The organism is Pantoea sp. X-Soil-ISGK-285, assembly GCF_059730815.1.
The window spans coordinates 1,255,132-1,278,939 of sequence record NZ_AP035938.1 but is presented as its reverse complement, the minus strand read 5'-3'; the positions used below and the strand labels follow the sequence as shown (position 1 = coordinate 1,278,939).

Below are 23,808 nucleotides of genomic sequence, written 5' to 3'. Positions count from 1 at the left end.
GCGAACAGGCGCACTATTGCTGGCCTACTCTTCTGAACTGACGACCTGCTGGCGCGGACGGAAGATGTGATTATTGCCATCCGCCGTTAACAATTCCCGTAACTTCTGACCGCCATGTTCATCCGCCTGGGCGAACTGCCGCTCCGCTTCCGTAATCGGCGTAGTCCAGAGCAGAGTCGGACGGTCGCCGTCGCGTTTTGGCAACGAGAACTGCGCCTGTTCGGTTGCCAGCTCATTGGCGAGCAGGAAGCTTTCAAAGCCGACCGGCGCCACTTCCGACGCCAGCGTATGGCCCTCGCCCAGCCAGGTCAGCCGCGCCCACGGCAGATGCACGAACTCCGCCAGCGCGCTGGCCATCTGCACCGCGTTGCCTTCGGTCATGACCTCACCGTCAACCGCCATGCCGAGTTCAATGCGACGATACTGCGGCGCCAGCTCATCAAACAGATAATCGACCTGCGGCATCGGCCGGATGCTCATGCCGATGGTCAGGAAATACCAGACGCCCTGATGCCAGTGCTGGGAGATCGCCATCGGCGGCCAGCTGCCCTGATCGATAGCGTAATACTTCACTGACTCGCCAAAGCGCGCCTGATAGCAGGCCATCAGATCGTTCTGCACCTTATCCCACTCGCTGCCGTCGTGCCATTCGCGCCAGAACTGACGCTGATGCTCCGCACGGGCGTAGTAGTCATTGGTTGATGCCGACCCCAGCGGTGCCGTCAGCCGGTTCTTTTTGATGCAGCCTGCAGAGAAGCTCACCTGCTTCTCCTGATAGAGGCTCCAGCCGGGGATCACCGCCAGCAGTTGGCCGTAGTACCACAGCGCCGCGCCATCATCGCTCGGCTCCCATAGCACCTGCAGACCGGCTGGATCCAGCGCGGGTTCCGCTTCCAGATTACGGCAATACTCGGCGCTGAGCAGCGGCGCTATGCCCTGCTCCATCGCCTCGCGATCTTCCTGCGCCGGTGCCGGCAGCAGGTTTCGTAGCCAGCAGCCGCGTACCGCATACTGGCTGCGGAACAGGTCGGTTGGCCAGATGTAAAAATAGGCAGTGCGCTCATCCTGTTCGACAATGGCGGTCAGGGTGCGCAGCTGATTGTGGACTTCAGCAATCAGGGATTTGTACGTCATAGTGCCTCGACAAAGCCTGGAGGAATCCATTTTCCCCGAGAATAGAGCAGGATCCTGGCTGCGGCTATCTGAGACAAGGGTAATAGTCTCAAAGTGTGGAGGTTGGAGGGGTGGTGAAGAGTACAGCAGGCGCAATTGGCGGGAGCAGAGGCCCATCTGGCAGCATACTCATACCATCACGGTCTGATAATGCTCTTACAGTAACGGGTGGATGCAGCGAAGGAGCGCGATGCACTGCCCCATAAAGTTAACCGGATACGGTGTTGATTGTAGCGTTCACTATGGTTAGCAGACTGACTTCTCTAATCCATGGTACTCATATCGTCCTGTTTAATGCTTTTTGAAAAAACCTTTCAGCAACCATAAAAGCGCAACAGACATAATGATAGAAATAAGGATGTTGGCTGTAAGTACAAAGTCGAGAGTTGCCTCATCGCCATTAATATTGAAAAAACCTGCGATGGCATAAAAGAATGTTACCGGCACGATTACAGCAATAGCTTTTGAAATAGAAATCGCACAAAAAACAAACAGAAAAATAGTTAAAATAAAGCGCATCGTTAGTATACCTTTACCGTTCCATAGGCTTTGAGCTGGCTGCCTGGGATGTTAAGCGTTGGGCCAGATTTAAGGAACATGTCGCGCATGTAATTGAACTGAAGAGGATGCTGAAGTGTGATGCAGCCTTCACTCAGCCCTAATGGCCCAATAGGGTGCAGACGGAAATTACCCCGCCTGATGCCTTGTACAAACGTGTAGTCATCGATTTTTCCATCGTCACGAAATAGTCCAAACCATGTTGAACGATCCGTACCGTATATGTCTTTCAACAAGCGTTCTCTAAACGGCCCCAATCTTCCACCTGAAGGTCGTTCTACAATAAAGTAACGGCCACGAACTATTGGGCCTATATCAGGTACGTTTGTTTTTTCAGGATTATTGCGGCCTTCTTTTTGACCAGAAAAAGCAGGAAATGCACCAATACCAGGGCAGCTCAGGCTGGTCATTTCACGCCGATTGAGAAGTAAATAGCAGCTATATGACATGAGAACTCCATTCCTTATGTGCGAATATAGTAGATCCACTTGATTCTAAAATAACCATTGCCTTTTGGTAGTGCAATGTCAATTGTGCCCGGCATCTGCCTTTGAGTGGCTGACTGGAGGGACGTTACCTGTTCCCGCAGAAGGGCAAAAAAAACCGCCAGGCGGCGGCTCGCCTGAATTTACCTACTTTTATTAGGACTCTTTGTAAAAGAGCCGCCGTAGACAGTGGCATCAATGGCATTGCGGCAGTCTTCGGTACCGCGTGGATCAGAGGCTTTCGTGCATTCTTCATATTTAGCTTCGCGCTCCGCGTCATGCGCTTTATACCAATCAATACTCTTCGCGCCAGCATCGCAACAGGTAAGCAGCGTGGTGGCCAGCAAAACCAGTGAAAGCAGTTCTGCTTTCGTCAGATCTCCCTTTAGAGAATTAATTGCGACTGCAGTTATAGAGCAGTAGTGCGCTCGAGCGGATGAAGCAGGCACTGTCAAAAACAATGTCCGCTATGAGCGAGAAGCAGACTTAGCGGTTGTTCTCAGTACCATGAAGAGCTAGTTAAACCTAGGTGTATTAATCAAATGGGAGCAGGTCAACCTGACTTGTCCCCATAAATTATGATATTGCGATGCTAGCAAAATCCGCTTTTAGCAATTACTGTGAGGGTAACTCCTTTTTCAAATCAGGATACCCGTTTTAAGATCGAGCTTAAAAGATTCCCAGCCTCCTGGCGGGTCCCACTCTCCTTGGCCAAGCACGGTATCATTCTCTATTGATGTTATGATTACACCATCAATGGCGCACTGCCTGGATTTCCAGAGAATGCCTGCAGCAATATCCATCAGAAAAACGTGGCAGTAAGTTGCAACCAAAACCCGATCATGTAGCTTGTCAGTATGGATGTCAGGCACTGAATAAATATGGCCGACGTAATCACCTAGTGGATGGCTTCTGAACGCGTGTGTGGCTATGTCAAAAACATGAAAATAGTCCCCACAAATGATAGCCACGTGGGATTCATTGAGGAGAAAATCAGAAAAGGCGCTGGAAATAAGCCAGCCATCCTCATCTGCACGTATATATAACTGTAAAATCAGAAGGGGCTCACCGTCGTTTCTGATTAGCAGTCGCCGATCCTTTTCCCCCTTAGAGCCAAAAGGATTGACGTCGATGATCGAAACACCTTCCGTTTCAGCGCCGGGCGTAAGCTGTTCAATATAGGTCGCTTGTAATGTCACTGACTATCCCAAGTGTGAAATGCAGAACAACTCATACAACTTTACAAGCTGAGGTCACGACAGCGTCATACGTTGTCATATGTGCTGACCAGCCCCGCAGATTAGTCATTCCGATGTTAGCCACGTCCGCTCCTGGCACATAGCGGACGAACTAATTGAGTTGAAGGTCCGCTGTGAGCGAGAGGCGGACATCACTGACGTTTGCTCAAAGGCCTAACTTATCAATTATAAATTTAAACGATAACCTGGCGGCCCGGTTTCGAATGCGTCCAGCCTGGTTTTCCCCAGTCTTGTGCGTTTCTCAATCTAATGCCGCTAGCATGAAGCGATGTCAGCCATATACTTTTGAGTGGCGTGAGTCTCTCCATTACACGAAGCGTGATATTCCTTGATATAAGTTCAGCATCCAGGTTTGAAATTACCTTCAAGCCAGTTGGGATAACGTTTGTCCGGGATACCCACATACCGACCTCTCCCGTTGGCTCAAAGTGATCTACAGGCAATTCATATCTGTAAACTTTTCCATTTTGAAAGCGTGATAGCCATGCATGCTCGATGCAGGCAATGGCAGTAGCATGTGAGTTGTTTCCCATCCATTGTTCAAGGTCCACTCTGTTTGTATCAGGTAGTGGCCAAAATACGATGCGCGGGCACTCCCGAGGGAAAAGATAAAGTAATTCGTGAGCTTCATCAGTAGCCCATACCAGTGACCCATTTAACCACTCTTGTCCAGCAGGCCTGTCGACATGAACCCTTATTGGGCGAGGTTTGAATATGCTGATATCAGGACTATCGCTGAAATGAAAAAGACGCACTTAAGGCTCCATTCAAAATGTATCCAATATTCCGAATAAATCATTTTGAGTATCTAAAGTGTCATCCATATGAATGTTACTTAGCTTAATTTCCTTGAAGTAGGCCGCAGCGGATCATATGCGAATGTGGATATGTGAGATGTCCGCTACTGGCACAAAGCGGATGGAGTCAGATGAACGTCCGCTATGAGCGAAGAGCGGATATATTTATAGATAAGAACAGCCTGGATTTTCTGGGGCAATCATATCCATTTCAGCTACGCGTGGGAACGATGTTATCCAGACCTGCATTACGCCATATACGGAGTAAGCTATGCCGGGAATGAGGATATCCTTCCTGCAGGTACTGAAGAGATTTTAATCGCGTTACGTCGAAATGACGGAAGTCGTTACGTTCTTCACACCATGCAGCAAGCACAATAGCGCCGGAGAAGTAACCCAGCGCGAAAGGCCATATCGTTCTTTCACTCATATTACCGAGTCTGTCTGTATAACCTGCACGGATTTTACGCCTCCACCTGATGGCGCTTCGAACAACGCCCAGGTTTTCAAAGTAGTGATGAGCTTCCTGTCTCTTTCCCACCAATAATGTCGAGTCATCAAACAGTGTCTGTAACTGTGGCGGAAGACCGTGGCGGACTTTCCCCGTTACCTCTGAAGCCGCTTTAGCAATGCCCTTATCACCATATGTGGCTACCCAGCGTAAACCGAGCGCCAGTGCATCGAGCTGTTCGGGGGTAAACATCACCGGCGGTAAATGATGGCTCCGGGAAAGGATATATCCTGTGCCAGCCTCACCCTGAATGTCGGCACCCTGAGCGCGTAGTGCGCCAATATCACGGTAAAGTGTACGAAGACTGATTGAAAGTTCTTCAGCCAGACTGTGGCCGCTTATCGGATAGCGATGCTGATAAAAAATCTGCAGAAGATTGAGAAGGCGTTCTGCTCGTTTCGGTCCTGATGCTGACATGTTCTGTCAATGCTCCCTGCAATAGTGAAGTCTCATTCTTTTTGGCGTGAGAGACTCATGATACCTAACCTGATCATTCTTTATGTTGATAATCCGATTGTCAGCAGTGGTTTTTACCAGAAGCTATTCAATACAGAACCAGACGTGATGCTTCCGACGTGGGTGGCTTTTTCCTTTAATAACGGCCTGAACCTTGGACTATGGTCAACGACAGCGAGTGACTTTGTATCCTGCGGTGTAGGTAGCCGAACTGAATTAAGTTTTATGGTGAAAGATATTCAGGAGGTTGATGTGCTTTATCAGCAATGGTCAGAGAGCGGTGTGCAGATAGAACAGGAGCCCAAACATGCTGTTTTTGGCAAGACGTTCGTTGCGCTTGATCCTGACGGGCACCGTATCCGGGTATGTATCCCGGACGAATAAGTTAAAACGCTTACCTCCCATTTTTGAACCTGACGCATTCGCTTCTGGCACAGGGCTGCTGTTGCAGCCCTCACAGTCTAGACTTCAATTGACTCCGATATTTCCAGAGCATCATCTACTTCAATGCCAAGGTAACGTACTGTGCTTTCAAGTTTTTTGTGCCCCAAAAGTAACTGGATTACCCGAAGGTTCTTCGTTTTTTTATAGATAAGATATGGCTTGGTTCTGCGCATTGAGTGCGTACTGTAGAGCGTCTCATCAAGACCCAGTTTCCCAATCCATCCATGAAAAATGCGGTTATATTGTCTGGTTGAGATGTGTCTTGAAGAACCAACGCGGGACTGGAAGAGATAGTCGCTATTACTTAGTTGAGCCATTTTGATCCACGCGGCTACAGCCTCTCTGGTTCCCTTAGTCAGTTCAAACTGAACAGTGCTGCCCGTTTTCTGCTGCAGCACTGTCGATCTGCCCGAAACAGAGTGCCCATAGGCTATATCAGAAACTTTTAGCTTAACCAAATCACAGCCCCGAAGTTTACTGTCCAGAGCCATGTTAAAAAGAGCCAGATCACGAACTTTTCCTTCCAGCTCAAGACGGATACGAATTCCCCAGATATGAGAGATCTGAAGAGGCCGTTTCTGGCCGATAATGCGGCTTTTGTTCCAGGGGGGTGTTGTCATGTTCAATCTCCATTGGGTTAGGAGATGTGATTATGAGTGTCCCGTATGAGCGAGGAGCGGATGTTCCTGCTTTAGAGTGAATGTCTGCGCTTCCATTCATCAACCACATCACCTAAATTTTTTGGTATGTCATTTCGTAACCAGGCCATAAACTCGCGATCAAATCGGAAATCTGGACCGCACTCATCCACCATAAAACGGCGAACGTTTTGTGTGTTTTTGTAATTTTTATCAATGATGGTAGAACGTGTTAGTGAGGAGCTATGCCAATCAGTTTCCATCTTTCCAGCTCCCGTAATGAGTGGTTTTAAATAAAAATTAGTACTCCACTTTAGTCAGAGAAGCTGAAATTTCTCAAGGTCCGCTTCTGGCACAAAGCGGACGTTGATATCTGCCCCGATCAGCCTATTTTGAATAACCCAAATAAATTTATTGGGTGAACAAAAGCGTCTATCCAATTAGCAGCATCAATCACTAGTGCTGCCTAATCTCTTTATGACCACTAGCCCCCCCACCCTTTTACCCGTGAACCCCTCACCCCACATCCCTTCCCATCCGCACCATCGCCCGATACCAGGCACCGCGCTGAATCGACCACCTTAATCCCACCGCAATCGCATTAATCTTCCGGTCAATGATCGCCTGCTGAAAGCGGCCGATCTCAGTACCGGACATTGCCTGCGCCCAGGCTGGCATCAGCCCGAACCCTGACTTAAGCATGATTTTCATCACCGGTTTTGCCTGCCAGCTAGGTGCAGGGGCATTCATCAGCAATCGCGTCACCTCAGCGGTACGCTGGTCAAAGCGCAGCTCTGAACGCATCTGTTGCAGGTAATCCGCGACGTCGACGACACTTTTAGGGACCTTCTCAGCCCCCAGCGCTTCGGCAATCTGCGCCGCTTCCTGATAGTACTGATCCTGCCCGGCGCGGCTGAGGTGTGGATTTTTGTAGCGCAGATGGGCGGCCAGAAAACGGCTGGTCTCCGCCACATGCACCCAGGTCAGCAGATGCGGATCGCTGGCGGCATAGGGTTTGCCTTCGCTATCAACGCCGCTGACTTTCAGGTGAATGCGTTTCACCCGGTCGATCAGCGTCTGTGCATCCTGCGAATTACCGTAGGTGGTCACCGCGATAAACTGACTGGTGCGCCGCAGGCGGCCCATCATATCTTCACGGAAATTGGAGTGATCCCAGACGCCCGCCAGTGCCGCCGGATGCAGCATCTGCAACAGCAGCGCGCTGATCCCGCCGCACATCATTGAGGTGAAGTCACCGTGGACGCGCCAGATCACGCTGTCCGGGCCAAACAGGCCGGGATCGCCAGGCGGTTGAGAGAGGTCAAATTCATTCATCGACAGGCCGTTAAGGCGGAATACCTGCTGCTGAATGCGGTCACGCAGATTAATCATGATGGCTCTGATAGTGGATATGACGCGGCGCGCCGTAGCAGGACGCTAACGACGCGCCGCATCACCTTCCCCTGACGTCAGGGGAAAGGCTGACGGTTATAAATAGTTGAACTGCCCATCCTCGGTACGAACGGAATCGAGTCCAATCATCACGTTGAATTTGCCGGGCTCTGCAACATGCTGCATCTGCTGGTTCCAGAACTTCAGCGCATCCACGTCAATTTTAAAGGTCACGGTTTGCGACTCGCCCGCTTTCAGCATGATGCGCTTAAAGCCACGCAGCTCCTGCACCGGACGGCTGATGGAAGCGACCGGATCGTTGAGGTACATCTGCACCACCGTCGCGCCATCGCGTTTACCGCTGTTGGTCACGGTCACGCTGGCTTCGATGCTGCCGTTACGCGGCATAGTCGGTGAGGACATTTTTACCGGCGACACGGTGAAAGTGGTATAGCTCAGGCCGTAACCAAACGGATAGAGCGGACCGTTAGCCGCGTCGTAGTAGTGCGAGGTGTATTTGTTCGGCTTAGCAAAGTTGTAAGGACGACCGGTTGGCAGATGGTTGTAATAGATCGGAATCTGACCCACTGAGCGCGGGAAGGAAACCGGCAATTTGCCCGACGGGTTGTAATCGCCGAACAGCACATCGGCGATGGCGTTGCCGCCTTCGGTGCCGCTGAACCAGGTTTCCAGCATCGCATCGGCCATCCGATCTTCATTCACCACTGACAGCGGGCGTCCGTTCATCAGCACAATCACCAGCGGCTTACCGGTGGCTTTCAGTGCTGCTAACAGCTTCTGCTGGCTCGGCGGGATCACCAGGTCGCTGCGGCTGGAGGCTTCGTGCGCCATACCCTGCGCTTCGCCCACGGCGGCAACTACCACATCGGCCTGCTTCGCTTTGGCAACCGCGTCATCAATCAACTGCTGCGGTGAACGCGTATCCACGGAAACCGCCTGCTCATAGAGGTTCAGGAAGTCCTGAATCCCTTTATTGTCGGTGACGTTGGCGCCCTTCTCATAGAGCAGCGTAGCCTTGCCTTCGGTGGCATTGCGCATGCCCTGCAGCAGCGAAACAGATTGCTTCGCCACGCCAGCGGCGGACCAGCTGCCCATAATGTCGCGCTGACTGTCTGCCAGCGGACCAATCAGGGCAATGGTGCCCGATTTTTTCAGCGGCAGCGTTTCCAGGCGATTTTTCAGCAACACGATGCTCTTACGCGCGACGTCGCGCGCTTCAGCCCGGTGCAGACGGCTTTCCGCATTGGTGTCCTGCGGATCGCTCTCTTTCGGACCTAAATGGCTGTAGGGATCGTTAAACAGGCCCATGTCATATTTGACGTTGAGCACATGGCGCGCCGCATCGTCAATCTCCGCCATGGTGACGTCGCCGCTCTTCACCAGAGCGGGCAGATACTTGCTGTAATATTCGTCGCTCATGCTCATATCGACACCCGACTTCAGGGCGATGCGCACCGCTTCCTGCGGATCGCTGGCGACGCCATGCTTGATCAGCTCTTTGATTGCGCCATGGTCGCTGATGGTGATGCCTTTGAACTTCCACTTATCGCGCAGCAGATCTTTCAGCAACCAGCTGTCCGCCGTGGCGGGTACGCCATTGATCGAGTTCAGCGCCACCATCACGCCGCCGCTGCCGGCATCCAGTGAAGCTTTATAGGGCGGCAGATAGTCCTGGAACATGCGCTGCGGGCTCATGTCCACGGTGTTGTAATCGCGTCCGCCTTCAACTGCGCCGTAGAGCGCGAAATGCTTCACGCTGGTCATCACGCTGTAGCGATCGGCAGCACTTTTGCCCTGCATCGACTGCACCATGCTGCGACCCATTTCGCTGGTGAGATACGTATCCTCACCGAAACCTTCAGAGCCACGGCCCCAGCGCGGTTCACGGCTGACATCCACCATTGGCGCCCAGGTCATGTTCAGGCCATCGTCGGCCGCTTCATAGGCAGAGACGCGCCCCACCTCTTTCACCGCATCCAAATCCCAGCTCGACGCCAGCGCCAAAGGAATCGGGAAAATGGTGCGCTGACCATGAATAACGTCGTAGGCGAAAAACAGCGGGATCTTCAGGCGGCTGAGCTGCATCGCCTGATCCTGCATCGCGCGGATATCCTGACGGGTTACGGTATTAAAAATCGCGCCAACCTGACTCTTCTGAATCATGTCGCGAATCACTTCTTTCGGATTATCAGGTCCGACGCTGATTAAACGCAGCTGGCCGATCTTCTCGTCCAGCGTCATTTTTTTAAGCAGTTGATTAACGAAGGCATCCCGCGCCTGTTCGGTCATCGGGTGGTTACCTGGCACTGTCTCAGCCAATGCCGGTTGCATCGCGAGGGAGACAGCGAGACTAACAGAGTAAATCCATTTCATCAGGTTGGGTTCTCTTAAGTAACTGCGCAATATCGAATTAACAGGCGGCAGTGTGCCACAAGATGAGAATAGCAGGTAGCTGCCGCTGTCACACTGCGTTGAGGTGAGTTGACGTGCTACAGTTAGGACGCACTGATAAGACAAGGGAATTGCTCATGATACAAACCTCTGCCCTGCTTTCTGACCTGCGCCGCCTGGTCGGCCCTACCCATCTGCTGACTGAACCTGAACAGACCGCGCGCTATCGCAAAGGCTTTCGCTCCGGCGAAGGCGAGGCGCTGGCGGTGGCGTTTCCCGGTACGCTGCTGGAGCTCTGGCGGGTACTGCAAACGCTGGTAAATGCCGATGTCATTATCCTGATGCAGGCGGCGAATACCGGCCTGACCGAAGGCTCGACGCCGCATGGCGACGATTACGATCGTCCGCTGGTGATTGTCAGCACCCTGCGGCTGGACAAGCTTCAGCTGATCGACGAAGGCCAGCAGGTGCTGGCGTTCCCCGGCAGCACACTCTACCAGCTGGAAAAAGCGCTGAAGCCGCTGGGGCGTGAACCCCACTCGGTGATTGGCTCCTCCTGTATTGGTGCCTCGGTGCTGGGCGGCATCTGTAATAACTCCGGCGGATCGCTGATCAAGCGCGGCCCGGCCTACAGTGAAATGGCGCTGTTTGCCCAGATTGATGCGCAGGGAAAACTGAAGCTGGTGAACCATCTCGGTATCGATCTTGGGACGTCACCGGAAGAGATTCTGGGGCGGCTGGATGACGACCGCTGGCAGCCCAAGGATGTGCAGCACGATGGCCGTCACGCCTCCGATCATGAATATGCCGACCGGGTTCGTGAAGTGGATGCGGATACGCCCGCCCGTTACAACGCCGATGCGCGTCGCCTGTTTGAAGCCTCTGGTTGTGCCGGGAAGCTGGCGGTCTTCGCGGTGCGACTCGATACCTTTGCCAGCGAACCGCAGCAGCAGGTGTTTTACATCGGCACCAACGAGCCCGGCGTTCTCAGCGATATCCGCCGTCACATGCTGGCGCATTTCACCCATCTGCCGGTGGCGGGCGAATATATGCACCGCGACATCTATGACATTGCGGAAGTCTACGGCAAAGATACCTTCCTGATGATCGACAAGCTGGGCACCGACAAGATGCCGCTGTTTTTCACGCTGAAGGGACGGGTTGATGCCTGGCTGAGCAAACTCTCTTTTGTTAAACCACACTTCAGCGATCGCCTGTTGCAGCGCCTGAGTAAACTGTTTCCGGCGCATCTGCCGAAACGCATGAAGCAGTATCGCGACAAATATGAACACCATCTGATGCTGAAGATGTCTGGCGACGGCGTGGCGGAAGCGCGTAACTATCTGCGCGACTACTTCCGTGAAGGCGGTGGCGAATTCTTCGAGTGTGAAGGCAAAGAAGGTGCGCACGCCTTTCTGCATCGCTTCGCAGCGGCGGGTGCGGCGGTGCGCTACCACGCAGTGCATTCTGATGAGGTCGAGGACATTCTGGCGCTGGATATCGCCCTGCGTCGTAACGATGCGGACTGGTTCGAAACCCTGCCCGATGAGATCCGCGCCTCGCTGAGCCATCGTCTCTACTATGGTCACTTCTTCTGTCATGTGTTTCATCAGGATTACATCGTCAGAAAAGGCGTCGATGTGCATGCGCTCAAAGCGCAGATGCTGGAGATTCTTCAGGCGCGGGGCGCGGAATATCCCGCTGAACATAATGTCGGTCATCTCTATCAGGCCAAACCGCAGCTGGCGGCGTTCTATCGCCAGCTCGATCCCACCAACAGCTTCAATCCTGGGATTGGCAAAACCAGCAAGCAAAAGGGATGGGCGGTGAAGCAGGTTTAATCGCCTTATCGATCAGCCTGCTTATCTGAGCAGGCTGATTGTCATACAACCGGGAGGCCCGTTCGCACCGCCAGCTTCCCGTTGCAGTAGCCCTGCCAATAGCTAACATCTTCATCAAAATATTAATCTCCCCTCCCATATTACACCTGCTTTATTTTATCTCATCGGGTTCTGCGCAATAGTTCACAAATCACCACGCTGCTAATTGATAATTCGCGTCGCGAAAAATAGAGTACCGCCACAATAATAATATTCTGCTTAATTATCCGGATTGCATTCAGGGAGGAATGATCATGCGAAAAATTAATTACGCGTTAGCGTTAGTTGAAATGGCCACCGCATTAATAGCGTTAACTGCAATAAGTTCATCAGCGGCCTACGCCAGCGGATTTATTGAGGACTCATCGCTGAAAGGTAATGTTTTTTACTGGCAGCGTCAGCGAGATCGCAGAGACACCGATCCCGCCAGTGAATATCAGGGACAGTATCGGGCTAATTTACATCATGCCTCGCTCAACAGTAATCTCGACTATCAGTCAGGCTATGCCGGAGAGTGGATTGGTCTGGACCTCGCCATTTTCGGTGCTGCTGAGCTTTCCAACAGCGGCCCCGCCGCACCCAATGAAATTGGCTTCAGCAAGGCGCGTACCCGCTGGGATGAAAAGTGGAATGGCGACAGCGGCGGTGCTTCTGTTTATAAAGCCGCACTGAAATTAAAATATAACGATTACTGGTTGCGTGCCGGTTATATTCAGCCAACCGGCCAGACAATTATTGCGCCACATTGGAGTTTCTTACCCGGAACCTATCGCGGCGTCGAAGTCGGTGCGCTGTATGATTTCCAGCAGGCCGGTGCATTATCGCTCTCATTGATGTGGAGCGACAAATATAAAGCGCCCTGGTATCGTGACTTATATAATTTTCGTCAGGCTGATGGCATAACGCCTGTCAGCTACCTGCATTCGTTCGGCATGAAATATGACTTCAAAAATAACCTGGTGCTTGAGGGCGCATTTGGCCAGGCGGCGGATTATATGGATCAATATTTTGCCAAAGCCTCGTGGTCAGCCACGCCTGGCGGCAATGCACTCTACACCAGCTATCAGTTTTACGGGGCGCACGACAAAGTAGCGGGTGGTGCCGCTAATCCCCGTGATGTCTATGACGGCCTGGCCTGGTTACAGGCGATCACGGTCGGCTATACCGTCGGCCCGGTTGATCTGCGACTCGAAGGCAGCTGGGTCAAAGCAGAGGGCAATCAGGGCTTCTTTTTGCAGCGCATGACGCCAGGCTACGCCAGTTCCAATGGCCGACTGGATATCTGGTGGGATGCCCGTTCCGACTGGAACGCCAATGGCGAAAAAGCGATCTTTGCCGGGGCGATGCTCGACTTAACGCCGTGGCAACTGGCGGGATGGAAAGTGGGCGCATCGTACGTCTGGGGCTGGGATGCCAGACCCGCCACGCTGCCCACCGTTGACCAGAGCCAGCGGCTGAAAGAGTCCGCCTGGAACCTTGATCTGATCTATCAAATCCAGCAGGGCCGCGCCAAAGATACCCTGTTTAAACTGCATTACACCCGCTACGACAATCACAGCAATCTGCCCAGTTACAGCGGCGGTTACGGCAACATTTTTCAGGACGAGAAGGACATCAAATTTATGGTTATCGTGCCGTTTACGCTGTTCTGACGCCCTGCAGACTCCCGGATATCTCTTCAGCAGCAAGGATGAATCAATATGTTTAAGTTAAGCCTTATCGCGCTCACTCTGCTGGGCGTTGCAGCCACAGGCCACGCCAGCTCGTCAGCGCAGCAGGTGGTGAATCAGATCAGCCAGTTTGGCGTCACTTATCAGGTGAACGATAATCAGGCCGCCCTGCATGGCACCGACTGCGCTGCGCTGGGTGCCGACTATGCCGCCTGCAATCGCGCCACCATTACCCTGACCAATAACGGCCCTGCCCTGACCGATAAACACTGGGCAATCTACATGAGCAACGTCCACCAGACGCTGCGGGTCGATAACGAACAGTTCAAAATGACCCATCTGATCGGCGACCTGACCCGGCTGGAGCCGACTGAGAAGTTCACCGGCATTGGCGCGGGCGAATCGGTGCAGATTCCGATCGTTAACGAATACTGGCAGCTGTTTGCCACGGATGTGATGCCGCGCTGGTATGTGACGTCCGGGCAGGCCACCCCCAAAATTATTGCCAGCACCGATCATGAAGATCCCAGCCAGTTTGTGTTGCCGCTAGGGGATAACTGGCGACGCAGTGCCGATGACCGGAATATCCTGATGCAACCCGCCAGCCGGTTTGATAAAAACAGCGATGTTGCCACCCTGCCCGCCTCCGCGCTGCGCGGTCAAATCACACCCACGCCGCTTGAGGTGAAACTTCGTCCACAGGATGCCGATCTCAGCCGTGGCGTCAGTCTGTCTCTGACCGGGCTGACCCGTGAAACCGGTGAGGCGGTGAAGCAGCGTCTGACCCTGCTCGGCCTGAAAGAAGCGGCTGATGGATTTGCCATCAGGACGCAGATCAAACCGGGTCACTTCAGCGGCAAACAGGCTAAACCAGGCGCATACGATCTGGATATCACTCCCCGCCGCGCCATTGTGGTGGGCTACGATGCTGCCGGTGCGTTCTACGGTCTGATGTCGATTCTCTCGCTGATACCCACAGAGGGCGCGCCGCGTATTGCCACGCTGGAAGCCCATGATGCGCCACGCTTTGCCTATCGCGGCGCGTTTCTTGACGTTGCCCGTAACTTTCACAGTAAGCAGGCGGTCATGCGGCTGCTTGATCAGATGGCGGCCTGGAAGATGAACCGCTTCCACTTTCACCTCAGTGACGATGAGGGCTGGCGGATTGAGATTCCCGGCTTACCGGAACTGACTGAGGTGGGGGCTAAACGCTGCCATGACCTGAGCGAACAGCGCTGCCTGCTGCCGCAGCTCGGTTCCGGTCCGTTCAGCGATAACAACGGCAGCGGCTATTTCAGCCGTGCCGACTACATCGAGATTGTGAAGTATGCGCAGGCCCGTCACATCCAGGTGATCCCGGAAATCGATATGCCCGCCCATGCCCGTGCCGCCGTCATCGCCATGGAAGCGCGCTATCAGCGGCTGATGAAGGAGGGACAATCTGAACAGGCCAGTGCGTATCGCCTGATCGATCCCACCGACGACTCCAATACCACCTCGGTGCAGCTCTATGATCGCACCAGCTATCTCAATCCCTGCATTGCGGGTTCGCAGCGGTTTGTCGATAAAGTGATCGGTGAGATGCAGGCAATGCACCGGGAAGCGGGACAGCCGCTCGGTGTCTGGCATTTTGGCGGTGACGAAGCGAAGAATATCCGGCTGGGTGCTGGCTACTCGGATAAACGCGACCCTAAACCGGGCACCGGTCTGCGCGACTGGAGTAAAGAAGATCTGCCGTGGGCGAAATCGCAGGTTTGTCAGGCGCTGGTGAAGAGCGGCAAAGTGGACGATCTGGCGCATCTGCCGAGCTACTTTGCCCTGACCGTCAGTGACATTGTTAACCGGCACGGTATTGGCAAAATGCAGGCCTGGCAGGATGGTTTAAAACATGCCAAAGATTCAGCAGCCTTTGCCACACCGCGCGTCGCGGTCAACTTCTGGGACACCCTCTACTGGGGCGGTTTTGACACAGCCAGTGACTGGTCACAAAAAGGTTACGACGTGGTGATCTCCAGCCCCGACTATCTCTATCTGGATTTTCCGTATGAAGTTAACCCGCTGGAACGCGGCTATTACTGGGGCACGCGCTTCAACGACGAGCGCAAAATTTTTGGCTTCGCGCCGGATAACCTGCCGCAGAATGCTGAAACCTCGGTGGATCGCGACGGCAACTTTTTCAGCGCCAAATCAGAGAAGCCCTGGAGCGGTGCTTACGGCATTTCGGCCCAGCTGTGGAGCGAAACGGTACGCACTGATGCTCAAATGGAGCACATGATCTATCCTCGCCTGTTTGCGGTAGCAGAACGAAGCTGGCACCGCGCCAGCTGGGAGCAGGATTACAAGGCGGGTCAGGAGTATGCGGGGGGCAAAACCCATCTCGTCGATCAGCTGGCGCGCCTGAATGACTGGCAGCGATTTGCCAACTTGCTGGGACAGCGGGAACTGGCGAAGCTGAATAAGGCGGGCATCGATTATCGCCTGCCGGTGCCTGGAGCCAGAATCGTTGATGGCATCCTGTCGATGAACGTGGCCCTACCGGGCGTTACGCTGGAGTACAGCCTGGACAAGGGCACAAACTGGCAGCGCTACGATGCCACCAGACCGCCGCAGGTCAGCGGTGCGGTGGCAATTCGCTCGGTGAGCCGCGACGGGCAGCACACAAGCCGCGTTGAATCCCTGTAGAAAGTGAAGTCTGAACGGGCTGAGAAGCCAGCGTTTGAACATAAAAAAGGCCGACAGCAGTCGGCCCTTTCACACTTAAACCAGCTTCTCTTCGGGGACCGGCTCCGCACCCGCCATCTGCTGACGGCGCTCGATAATCATGGTTTGCGGTGTGGAGAGCAGAATGCCCTCTTTACGCAGACGCGTCAGAATATCGAACAGCAGGTCGCTCTTCGCCCCTGCGATCTGGCGCTGACCCGCCACGTTACCGGTCACGCTCAGTATAATTCCCTGCTGAGTCAGATCTTTAAACGAAACGGATGGCTCTGGCGTCTCCAGAATGCGTTCATTTTCGTTGTAGACCTCCAGCAGGATATCGCGCACTTTCGCCGGATCGATGTCGAGCGGGAACGTCAGCGTAATCGTGACCACCCCTTGCGCATTACCCATGGTGGCATTTCGCACGTTCTGCGAGATAAACTGCGAGTTCGGCACAATCACCGTGGATTTATCGCCCAGCTGGATCTCGGTGGCGCGCACGTTAATCCGGCGGATATCCCCTTCGATACCGCTGATGCTCACCAGATCACCAACCTTCACTGGCCGCTCGGTCAACAGAATCAGCCCCGAGATAAAGTTCTTCACAATCTCCTGTAAGCCAAAACCGATACCTACCGACAAGGCACTGACGATCCAGGCCAGCTTATTCCACTGCAGGCCCATGATCGACAACGTCAGCAGGATAATCAGCACATAACCGATGTTGCTGAACAGCGTCACCAGCGACACCCGCATACCCACATCCATGGTGGTTTTCGGCAGAAAATCGGTGTCGAGCCAGCGGCGCACCGTTCGCAGCACATAGATGCCGACGATCAGGCAGATAATCGCATTCACCATGTGCGCCGGGACGATATTCAGGGATTCAAGTCCTTTACCGCCCCAGAACTCAATCACTTTTTGCAGCAGTTCAATCGGCGTTGAAGAGGCAAAGGTCCCGTTGACCAGCGCCAGCGCCACAACCAGCACCAGGAAGGTTTTACCGATAGCCGTCAGCAACGTAGCCGTTTGCTGCAGATGACGCTCATTGATGTTAAGCGAACTCTGAATGCGGCGACCGGTTGCGTTACTGGTCGAGAACAGGCTCTCACAGCCATCGTTAAGCAGATGACTGAGGAAGTAGAACGAACCAAACAGCAGGCCGCACCAGATCACTTCATAACTCAGGAACCGCGCCAGCGTGACGTAACCGATGAGCAGCGACACCAGAATGGCGATGCCGGTCAGCGTCAGGCCCATCTGGATCAGTCCCACCAGCGTAGAACGGGCCTCCGGTGGTGTGCCCGCCTGGGTCATACGGCGACGAACCCGGTTGGTGCGCATGCTGATCGCCAGCGCGGTAGTACCAATCAGCAGTGCCGTCAGCCCGTTGGCAAAAATGGTGGTATTCAGGCTGGTGCCGACGCTGTAGTTAAACGCCTCGACCGTCTGGAAGATAAAGACCAGCACGGCGGTAATCGGTGGAAACGGTTTTAACGCCATCGCCACTTCATTGGAGATGGTCGGTAAACGCCAGCTGGGTCGACGGGTAGAGAGGAAAGCGCGTCCCAGTCCGGCAATCAGGCCACAAAAGACACTGAGCCGAACCAGTTGATCCACAAAGTCCTGAACGTTTTCAGAAACCTCATCACGGCGGGTAAAGGCCAGGGCGATAAAGTTAAAGGTGAGGACGACAGCCACCAGGGTGGTCAGGGCTATCGCTGCCGCCAGGAAACTGCGGCGCAGCTTCCCTTCCGGCAGTTTGTGAATGCTGATCCAGGCCAGAAACTCTTCGCTGTAACGACGGCCAGCCGTCATCACCAGCATCGCAGCCAGCAGCCAGAAAACACTGCCCACGCGCCAGCCCGGCTCCCATGAGAGTGCCGCAGTGTCCTGCAACTCCTGCAGGAATTCACCGATTTTCTCGCCATCCAGATCCTGACTATTGAGCAGCGGTGACCAGAAGCGCGGCCCCAGAATGGTGCCGGAGTTCAGCGCCAGCTGGCTTTTCAGCTGATCGCGGCGCAGGTTAACAATCTGCGAGGAGAGCATCAGCGCGCCATTTTTAATGCCTTCGGCCTGTTTGATCTGGTCGTCGAGTTTGCTTTTCTGACTCTCCAGCGCGTTACGCTTGCGCGTAACTTCCGACGTCTCTTTTACGCCGCTGTCAGCTTTAGGTGCCGGCCCCAGAACCTGCAACTGGGCTTCCAGTTGCTGGCGATCGGGGAGCAGCGCCTGGCCCAGCGTGTCGGCACTGCCCGAGAGCTCAAGCGCCATTTCATTCAGCTGAGTCAGCTTGTTTTCGCCAGCATCAACGGAGACCTGACTTTTGATTTTATCGAGGATCTTCTGCATTTTCGGCAGTTCAACCGCAGCATTCAGCTTCGGCGGCGCATCCTGTTCCTGAGCAGCAGTGGCCTTATCATCCGCGGCCAGCGTCAGCGCCGGGGCAAACGCCACCAGCGCCAGCATTAACAATGCAAAAAAGGATCGTAGCTTAAACATATGAGTAAGATTCCGGCAGCATAAATCAGGCGATCGTCCCTCGCCAGTCGCGCGTAGTGTAGGGCTTTGCAAGGGATGGCAATATAGGAATAACGGGCATTTTTCGGGCTAATTCGGTGCAGACAGAGGCGTGAAAATCGCTGTACGCCTCTGCCTGCATAATCCCGGATACCCGCTCAGCCTGCAGATAATGCCAGTGTCCGCAGCGCGCAACACCGGCTGTTTTCTACTCAACGTCGGCGCTGCTGGCCCCATTACTGGCAACCTGGCCCGATTTCTGTTTTTTATATGCCAGTGCGGCAGCCGGCACCGGCGCCGCTTTACCGGTCTCAATCCAGCTGCGCAGACGGTTAGCGTCGGCGAAGTGGGTATATTTGCCAAAGGCATCCAGCACCACCAGCGCCACCGGACGATTATTAATCATGGTGCGCATCACCAGGCAGTGTCCCGCCTCATCGGTGTAACCGGTTTTGGTTAGCTGAATATGCCAGTCATCTTTATAGACCAGATGGTTGGTGTTGCGGAACGGCAGCGCATAGCTCGGATGGGCAAACACTGCCGTCTCCTCTTTAGTGGTGCTGAGCGCGCCAAGCAGCGGATATTCCCGCGTCGCTTTGAGTAGTTTAACCAGATCCTGCGCGCTGGAGACGTTTTGCGTCGACAGGCCGGTTGGCTCCACATAGCGGGTCTGTTTCATGCCCAGTGACCGCGCTTTCGCGTTCATCGCCCGGATAAAGGCGTTATAGCCGCCCGGATAAGCATGAGCCAGGCTGGCGGCGGCGCGGTTTTCCGAGGACATCAGCGCCAGCAGCAGCATATTCCGGCGGCTGATCTGGCTGTTGAGCTTAACGCGTGAAAAGACACCCCGCATTTCCGGCGTCTGGCTGACATCGACGGTTATCATCTCGTTCATCGGCAGATGCGCATCCAGCACCACCATTGCGGTCATCAGCTTGGTGATGGAGGCAATGGGCCTGACCCGATCAGGGTGGCTGGAAAACAGCACTTTATTAGTCGTGAGATCGACAATCATCGCACTGCCAGAGGCGATCTGCGGCTGAGCAATCGGCGCCAGTTGCGACAGCGACGTCGTCGCCTGCGCCGGAAGTGAAACAATCTGCCCTGAAACGAGCAGCGCCAGCGAAAGCAGGGTAGAACGAATTTTTGCAGGCATCGTAGAAAAAACCCGGTTATGAATATGTACTGTGTCAGACCGACACAGGCCGCCCGCTTCAGTGAGGTCGGAGCGCGGGCTGGCGGCGATATCATACCCGTAAGGTTAAGAAATTTCCTGGTGAGAGTGTTTCCGGGCGTAAAAAGAGAACTGCCGCCAGAGCGGCGGCAGCGAGCTGTCAGAACAGATGCGGTCCATATCCCCACAGCACCACGGTTAATGCCAGTAATACTTCAAATACCAGCACGCCGATGGCCAGCGTTGAACCGGAAAAGCGCAAACTCTCTTCGCGGTCGATATTAAGAAACAGTGGAATACCGATATAGAGCAGATAGCCGGTGTAGAGCAGCGCCAGGGCGCCCGCCAGCACGCAGAGCCAGACCAGCGGATAGAGTGCCACCAGCCCGCTGAGAAACAGCGGCGTGGCCACATAGCCCGCAAACACCGTACAGCGCTGTACGCCGGGGCGCTGCGGATAATCACGTGCCATCCAGTGAATCACGCGTCCCATTACCGCGACGCCACCCAGAATAATCAGATAGAACAGAATGCCAAGCCCAATCCCGGTCAACAGGTTGAGTTGCACATATTGCCCCTCGCCCAGATTCCAGCCCAGCTGAGTTGTACCGATAAAGGCGCAGATCACCGGAATCGCCGCCATCAGCAGAACATGGTGGGTGTAATGGTGCGATACGCTCTCATTCTCTTGCTTGATATGACGCATTTCCTGATTCGGATGCGCCAGCAGACCCCAGACATGATTCATAGATTCACTCCTCTGATGCAGTGGGCCGCCCGATGATGCATCCGTCTTTGGGGGCAGCGTCCTCTCAAGTATAAACGGCAGCGAAACTTTCGTGGTGACCGGACAAAAAAACAGCATAAATAAACGCCCCCATGAGCCATGGGCGGAAGCGAAGCCAAATCGCGTATAGACTTGAAGAAACAGTCACTGAACAGGGAGGGTCATTTTGCATCTGGATATCAACGCATTAATTACGCAGTACGGTTATCTGGCACTTTTTATTGGCTGTATCGCCGAGGGGGAAACATTTACGTTGCTGGGCGGCGTCGCCGCGCATGAGGGGCTGCTGCATTATGTAGGGGTGGTGCTGGCCGCGATGGGTGGCGGTATTGTCGGCGATCAACTGCTCTACTGGGTCGGTCGCCGCTGGGGCACACAGATCCTGCGCCGCTTTAAAAAGCATCAGGATAAAGTGGTCAAGGCGAACCGCCTGATTAAACGCCATCCCAGCCTGTTTGTGATTGGCGTGCGCTTTATGTATGGCTTTCGACTGATTGGCCCAATCATCATCGGGGCCAGCCGCCTCAATCCGATGAAATTTTTTATTCTTAACGTCATCGGGGCGGCTATCTGGGCGCTGATCTTTGTCACCCTGGGTTATTTCGCGGGCGGCATCATCGCGCCGTGGCTGCATAAACTCGACCAGCATCTGAAGCATCTGCTGTGGCTGGTCGGCGCAGTGGTATTCGCCTTTGCGCTGCGCTGGGTGATCCGCCGCTGGCACAATCGTCGTGCCGATCAGGAATAAATGAACCACGGATTCGCCAGCAGACGCCATCGTCTATGAGAGTGAGCTGACCGGTGGTAAGGGTCGCCGACGCTGAGCAGCGCCAGGCGACCCTGCTGGCGATTTCCCATGTCTCACCCGCCCTCACCCCTTCCCTGCCTCATTCAACCGTACGTTAACCATCTGTGCCCAAACGAAGCCGCATCAGATGGCTCAGCTATAGTTAGGATGGACACTGACAGGGAGATGAGGATGAGTAAGGTAAAACGTAAGATTGAAGACCATGGCGTGATCGGAGATTTGCGCACCTGCGCACTGGTCGCGAATGATGGCACCATTGATTATCTCTGCTGGCCGGAACTCGACAGCCCGTCGGTCTTTGCCGCCCTGCTCGACAGCGATGATGCCGGGCTTTTCTCCCTGGCCCCTGACTGGCCCAATGCGCGACGTCAGCAGCTCTACCTGCCCGATACCAACATCCTGCAGACCCGCTGGCTGGATGATGAAGGCGTGGCGGAGATCACCGACTACATGCCGATTTGTGATGACAAGGACAAGCTGCCGCGTCTGATCCGGCGGGTCAAAATGGTTCGCGGCAGCGCGACCTTTAGCCTGCGCTGTTCACCGCGTCACGACTACGCCCGGGCGCAGACCCGTGCAGAGGCGCACAACGGCTGTATCGATTTTCATGCCGAAGGCCAGCCGTCGCTGCGCCTCGCCGCCAGCGTGGCGATGACGCTGGAGGATGAGAGCGCGACCGCCCTCTTCACGTTACAACCCGGTGAACATGCGCAGTTTGAATTTGGCAGCGTGGATGATGCGCATATCGAAGCCCTGACCACCGAACACTGCTTTGAAGAGACGCTGAACTACTGGCGACGCTGGAGCGCCCACAGTAACTATCAGGGACGCTGGCGCGAAATGGTGCAGCGTTCGGCGCTGGTCCTCAAACTGCTGACCTCACATCAGCACGGCTCTATTGCGGCGGCAGCGACCTTTGGCCTGCCCGAAGAGCTGGGCGGTGAACGCAACTGGGACTATCGCGCCTCCTGGATCCGTGACGCCTCGTTCAGCATGTATGCCCTGATGCGTCTGGGCTATATCGATGAAGCCAAACACTTTACCCACTGGGTTGGTCGCTGCGTTGAAAACAGCCATCACGATGAGATGCGCCTGCAGGTCATGTACCGGCTGGACAGCGGCACCGAGCTACACGAGATGGAGCTGCTGAATCTCTCCGGCTATGCCGACTCCCGTCCGGTGCGCATCGGCAATGACGCCTGGCAGCAGACCCAGCTCGACATCTATGGCGAGCTGATGGATGCGGTCTATCTGGCCAATAAGTATGGTGAGGCGATCTCCCAGCGCGGCTGGGAACATGTCGTCAAAATGATCGACTGGCTGTGTGAGAACTGGGATCAGCCCGATGCCGGTATCTGGGAGATGCGCGGTGAACCGGAACATTTCCTGCACTCGCGTCTGATGTGCTGGGTGGCGATGGATCGCGCGCTGCGTCTGGGCATGAAGCGATCGCTGCCGATGCCTTATGAACGCTGGGATCGGGCGCGCCGGGAGATCCGCGAAGATATCTGGGCTAACTTCTGGAACAATGAGAAGGGTCACTTCTCTTCGACCCGTCATGGCGAATATCTCGACGCCTCAATGCTGCTGATGCCGCTGGTGCGTTTTGTGGGCGCTACCGACCCGGACTGGATTGCCACGCTGGATGCGATCAAAACTAATCTGGTCAGCGACGGTATGGTGCGCCGTTACAATACACATGAGACGCCTGCCGATGGCCTGAAAGGCTCAGAAGGGTCCTTTGGAGCCTGCTCCTTCTGGTATGTCGAGTGTCTGGCGCGCGCGGGCCGGATTCAGGAAGCGCATTTTGAATTTGAAAAGTTGCTGAGCTACGCCAATCCACTGGGCCTCTACGCAGAGGAGTTTGACAGCCACGGCCATGCGCTGGGCAACACGCCGCAGGCGCTGACCCATCTGGCGTTAATCAGTGCCGCCTTTTTCCTGAACCGCAAACTCAGCGGCGAACAAACGCAGTGGCAACCTTAGTCAGGGATAACCCCGGAAAGCCCCATTTTTAGCGCCCTGCTTTCCGGAAATGCGCTAATATCCGCGGTGAATTTACGTAAAGTATTGCAGGCAGGTTAAAATCCCGATTCACAACGTCAGATTAATGAACATATAATGCGCAGCAGGTCACAGTG

Annotated in this window: 20 protein-coding genes; 6 read left to right on the top strand and 14 right to left on the bottom strand. The window is 54.5% G+C overall.

Annotated elements, in window-relative coordinates; translation table 11 throughout:
* Window positions 1–24: 24 nt before the first annotated feature.
* The 7 genes from AC6I8B_RS05995 to AC6I8B_RS05965 all read right to left on the bottom strand — a co-directional run bounded on the left by AC6I8B_RS05995 (window position 25) and on the right by AC6I8B_RS05965 (window position 5,200).
* Window positions 25–1,134 (bottom strand): suppressor of fused domain protein, encoded by a 1,110-nt coding sequence (locus AC6I8B_RS05995; RefSeq protein WP_497817611.1) that lies wholly within the window; start codon window positions 1,132–1,134, stop codon window positions 25–27.
* Between the two features lie 330 nt (window positions 1,135–1,464).
* The gene (locus AC6I8B_RS05990) at window positions 1,465–1,692 is read right to left on the bottom strand and encodes a hypothetical protein (RefSeq protein ID WP_157351749.1); all 228 of its coding nucleotides are present in this window, start codon (window positions 1,690–1,692) and stop codon (window positions 1,465–1,467) included.
* Window positions 1,693–1,694: 2 nt separating this feature from the next.
* Window positions 1,695–2,180, bottom strand: coding sequence for a DUF2778 domain-containing protein (locus tag AC6I8B_RS05985; RefSeq protein WP_157351747.1), 486 nt, complete (start codon window positions 2,178–2,180; stop codon window positions 1,695–1,697).
* A gap of 179 nt (window positions 2,181–2,359) precedes the next feature.
* Window positions 2,360–2,665 (bottom strand): EexN family lipoprotein, encoded by a 306-nt coding sequence (locus AC6I8B_RS05980; RefSeq protein WP_416046259.1) that lies wholly within the window; start codon window positions 2,663–2,665, stop codon window positions 2,360–2,362.
* A 189-nt stretch (window positions 2,666–2,854) separates the two neighbouring features.
* Complete coding sequence (locus AC6I8B_RS05975; RefSeq protein ID WP_052270839.1) at window positions 2,855–3,415, bottom strand: hypothetical protein; 561 nt, start codon at window positions 3,413–3,415, stop codon at window positions 2,855–2,857.
* Between the two features lie 233 nt (window positions 3,416–3,648).
* A complete protein-coding gene (locus AC6I8B_RS05970) occupies window positions 3,649–4,230 on the bottom strand; it encodes a DUF6886 family protein (RefSeq protein WP_332837828.1) in 582 nt (193 codons plus the stop codon).
* 253 nt (window positions 4,231–4,483) lie between these two features.
* The gene (locus AC6I8B_RS05965) at window positions 4,484–5,200 is read right to left on the bottom strand and encodes a helix-turn-helix transcriptional regulator (protein WP_157351745.1); all 717 of its coding nucleotides are present in this window, start codon (window positions 5,198–5,200) and stop codon (window positions 4,484–4,486) included.
* 57 nt (window positions 5,201–5,257) lie between these two features.
* Between AC6I8B_RS05965 and AC6I8B_RS05960 the strand changes: the two genes are divergently transcribed.
* Window positions 5,258–5,623, top strand: a complete 366-nt coding sequence (locus tag AC6I8B_RS05960) for a VOC family protein (protein WP_029519300.1) — start codon at window positions 5,258–5,260, stop codon at window positions 5,621–5,623.
* Between the two features lie 77 nt (window positions 5,624–5,700).
* On the opposite strand, the gene AC6I8B_RS05955 is transcribed toward AC6I8B_RS05960, so the two are convergent.
* From AC6I8B_RS05955 to bglX, 4 genes are all read right to left on the bottom strand, one after another.
* Window positions 5,701–6,303, bottom strand: a complete 603-nt coding sequence (locus AC6I8B_RS05955) for a site-specific integrase (RefSeq protein WP_157351743.1) — start codon at window positions 6,301–6,303, stop codon at window positions 5,701–5,703.
* Window positions 6,304–6,374: 71 nt separating this feature from the next.
* Window positions 6,375–6,584, bottom strand: a complete 210-nt coding sequence (locus AC6I8B_RS05950; protein ID WP_157351741.1) for a DUF6434 domain-containing protein — start codon at window positions 6,582–6,584, stop codon at window positions 6,375–6,377.
* A 253-nt stretch (window positions 6,585–6,837) separates the two neighbouring features.
* The gene (locus AC6I8B_RS05945) at window positions 6,838–7,713 is read right to left on the bottom strand and encodes an oxygenase MpaB family protein (RefSeq protein ID WP_064704691.1); all 876 of its coding nucleotides are present in this window, start codon (window positions 7,711–7,713) and stop codon (window positions 6,838–6,840) included.
* Window positions 7,714–7,809: 96 nt separating this feature from the next.
* Window positions 7,810–10,107, bottom strand: a complete 2,298-nt coding sequence (bglX, locus tag AC6I8B_RS05940) for a beta-glucosidase BglX (RefSeq protein ID WP_010669690.1) — start codon at window positions 10,105–10,107, stop codon at window positions 7,810–7,812.
* A 155-nt stretch (window positions 10,108–10,262) separates the two neighbouring features.
* Between bglX and dld the strand changes: the two genes are divergently transcribed.
* The 3 genes from dld to AC6I8B_RS05925 all read left to right on the top strand — a co-directional run bounded on the left by dld (window position 10,263) and on the right by AC6I8B_RS05925 (window position 16,357).
* Window positions 10,263–11,966 (top strand): D-lactate dehydrogenase, encoded by a 1,704-nt coding sequence (gene dld / locus AC6I8B_RS05935; RefSeq protein ID WP_010260312.1) that lies wholly within the window; start codon window positions 10,263–10,265, stop codon window positions 11,964–11,966.
* Between the two features lie 329 nt (window positions 11,967–12,295).
* Window positions 12,296–13,657 (top strand): chitoporin ChiP, encoded by a 1,362-nt coding sequence (chiP, locus tag AC6I8B_RS05930; protein ID WP_232526437.1) that lies wholly within the window; start codon window positions 12,296–12,298, stop codon window positions 13,655–13,657.
* A 48-nt stretch (window positions 13,658–13,705) separates the two neighbouring features.
* On the top strand, window positions 13,706–16,357 hold the full coding sequence (locus AC6I8B_RS05925) for a beta-N-acetylhexosaminidase (RefSeq protein ID WP_497817610.1): 2,652 nt from the start codon (window positions 13,706–13,708) through the stop codon (window positions 16,355–16,357).
* A 75-nt stretch (window positions 16,358–16,432) separates the two neighbouring features.
* On the opposite strand, the gene AC6I8B_RS05920 is transcribed toward AC6I8B_RS05925, so the two are convergent.
* From AC6I8B_RS05920 to AC6I8B_RS05910, 3 genes are all read right to left on the bottom strand, one after another.
* Window positions 16,433–18,880 (bottom strand): DUF3772 domain-containing protein, encoded by a 2,448-nt coding sequence (locus AC6I8B_RS05920; RefSeq protein ID WP_050680587.1) that lies wholly within the window; start codon window positions 18,878–18,880, stop codon window positions 16,433–16,435.
* A gap of 226 nt (window positions 18,881–19,106) precedes the next feature.
* Complete coding sequence (pbpG, locus tag AC6I8B_RS05915; RefSeq protein ID WP_010669685.1) at window positions 19,107–20,054, bottom strand: D-alanyl-D-alanine endopeptidase; 948 nt, start codon at window positions 20,052–20,054, stop codon at window positions 19,107–19,109.
* A 178-nt stretch (window positions 20,055–20,232) separates the two neighbouring features.
* Complete coding sequence (locus tag AC6I8B_RS05910) at window positions 20,233–20,820, bottom strand: Yip1 family protein (RefSeq protein WP_010260296.1); 588 nt, start codon at window positions 20,818–20,820, stop codon at window positions 20,233–20,235.
* A 205-nt stretch (window positions 20,821–21,025) separates the two neighbouring features.
* Here AC6I8B_RS05910 and AC6I8B_RS05905 point away from each other — a divergent pair, with 205 nt between their 5' ends.
* Window positions 21,026–21,607: a DedA family protein gene (locus AC6I8B_RS05905; RefSeq protein WP_083068646.1), complete on the top strand. Its 582-nt coding sequence runs from the start codon at window positions 21,026–21,028 to the stop codon at window positions 21,605–21,607.
* 231 nt (window positions 21,608–21,838) lie between these two features.
* Window positions 21,839–23,653, top strand: coding sequence for a glycoside hydrolase family 15 protein (locus AC6I8B_RS05900; RefSeq protein WP_033757041.1), 1,815 nt, complete (start codon window positions 21,839–21,841; stop codon window positions 23,651–23,653).
* The last annotated feature ends 155 nt before the right edge of the window (window positions 23,654–23,808 follow it).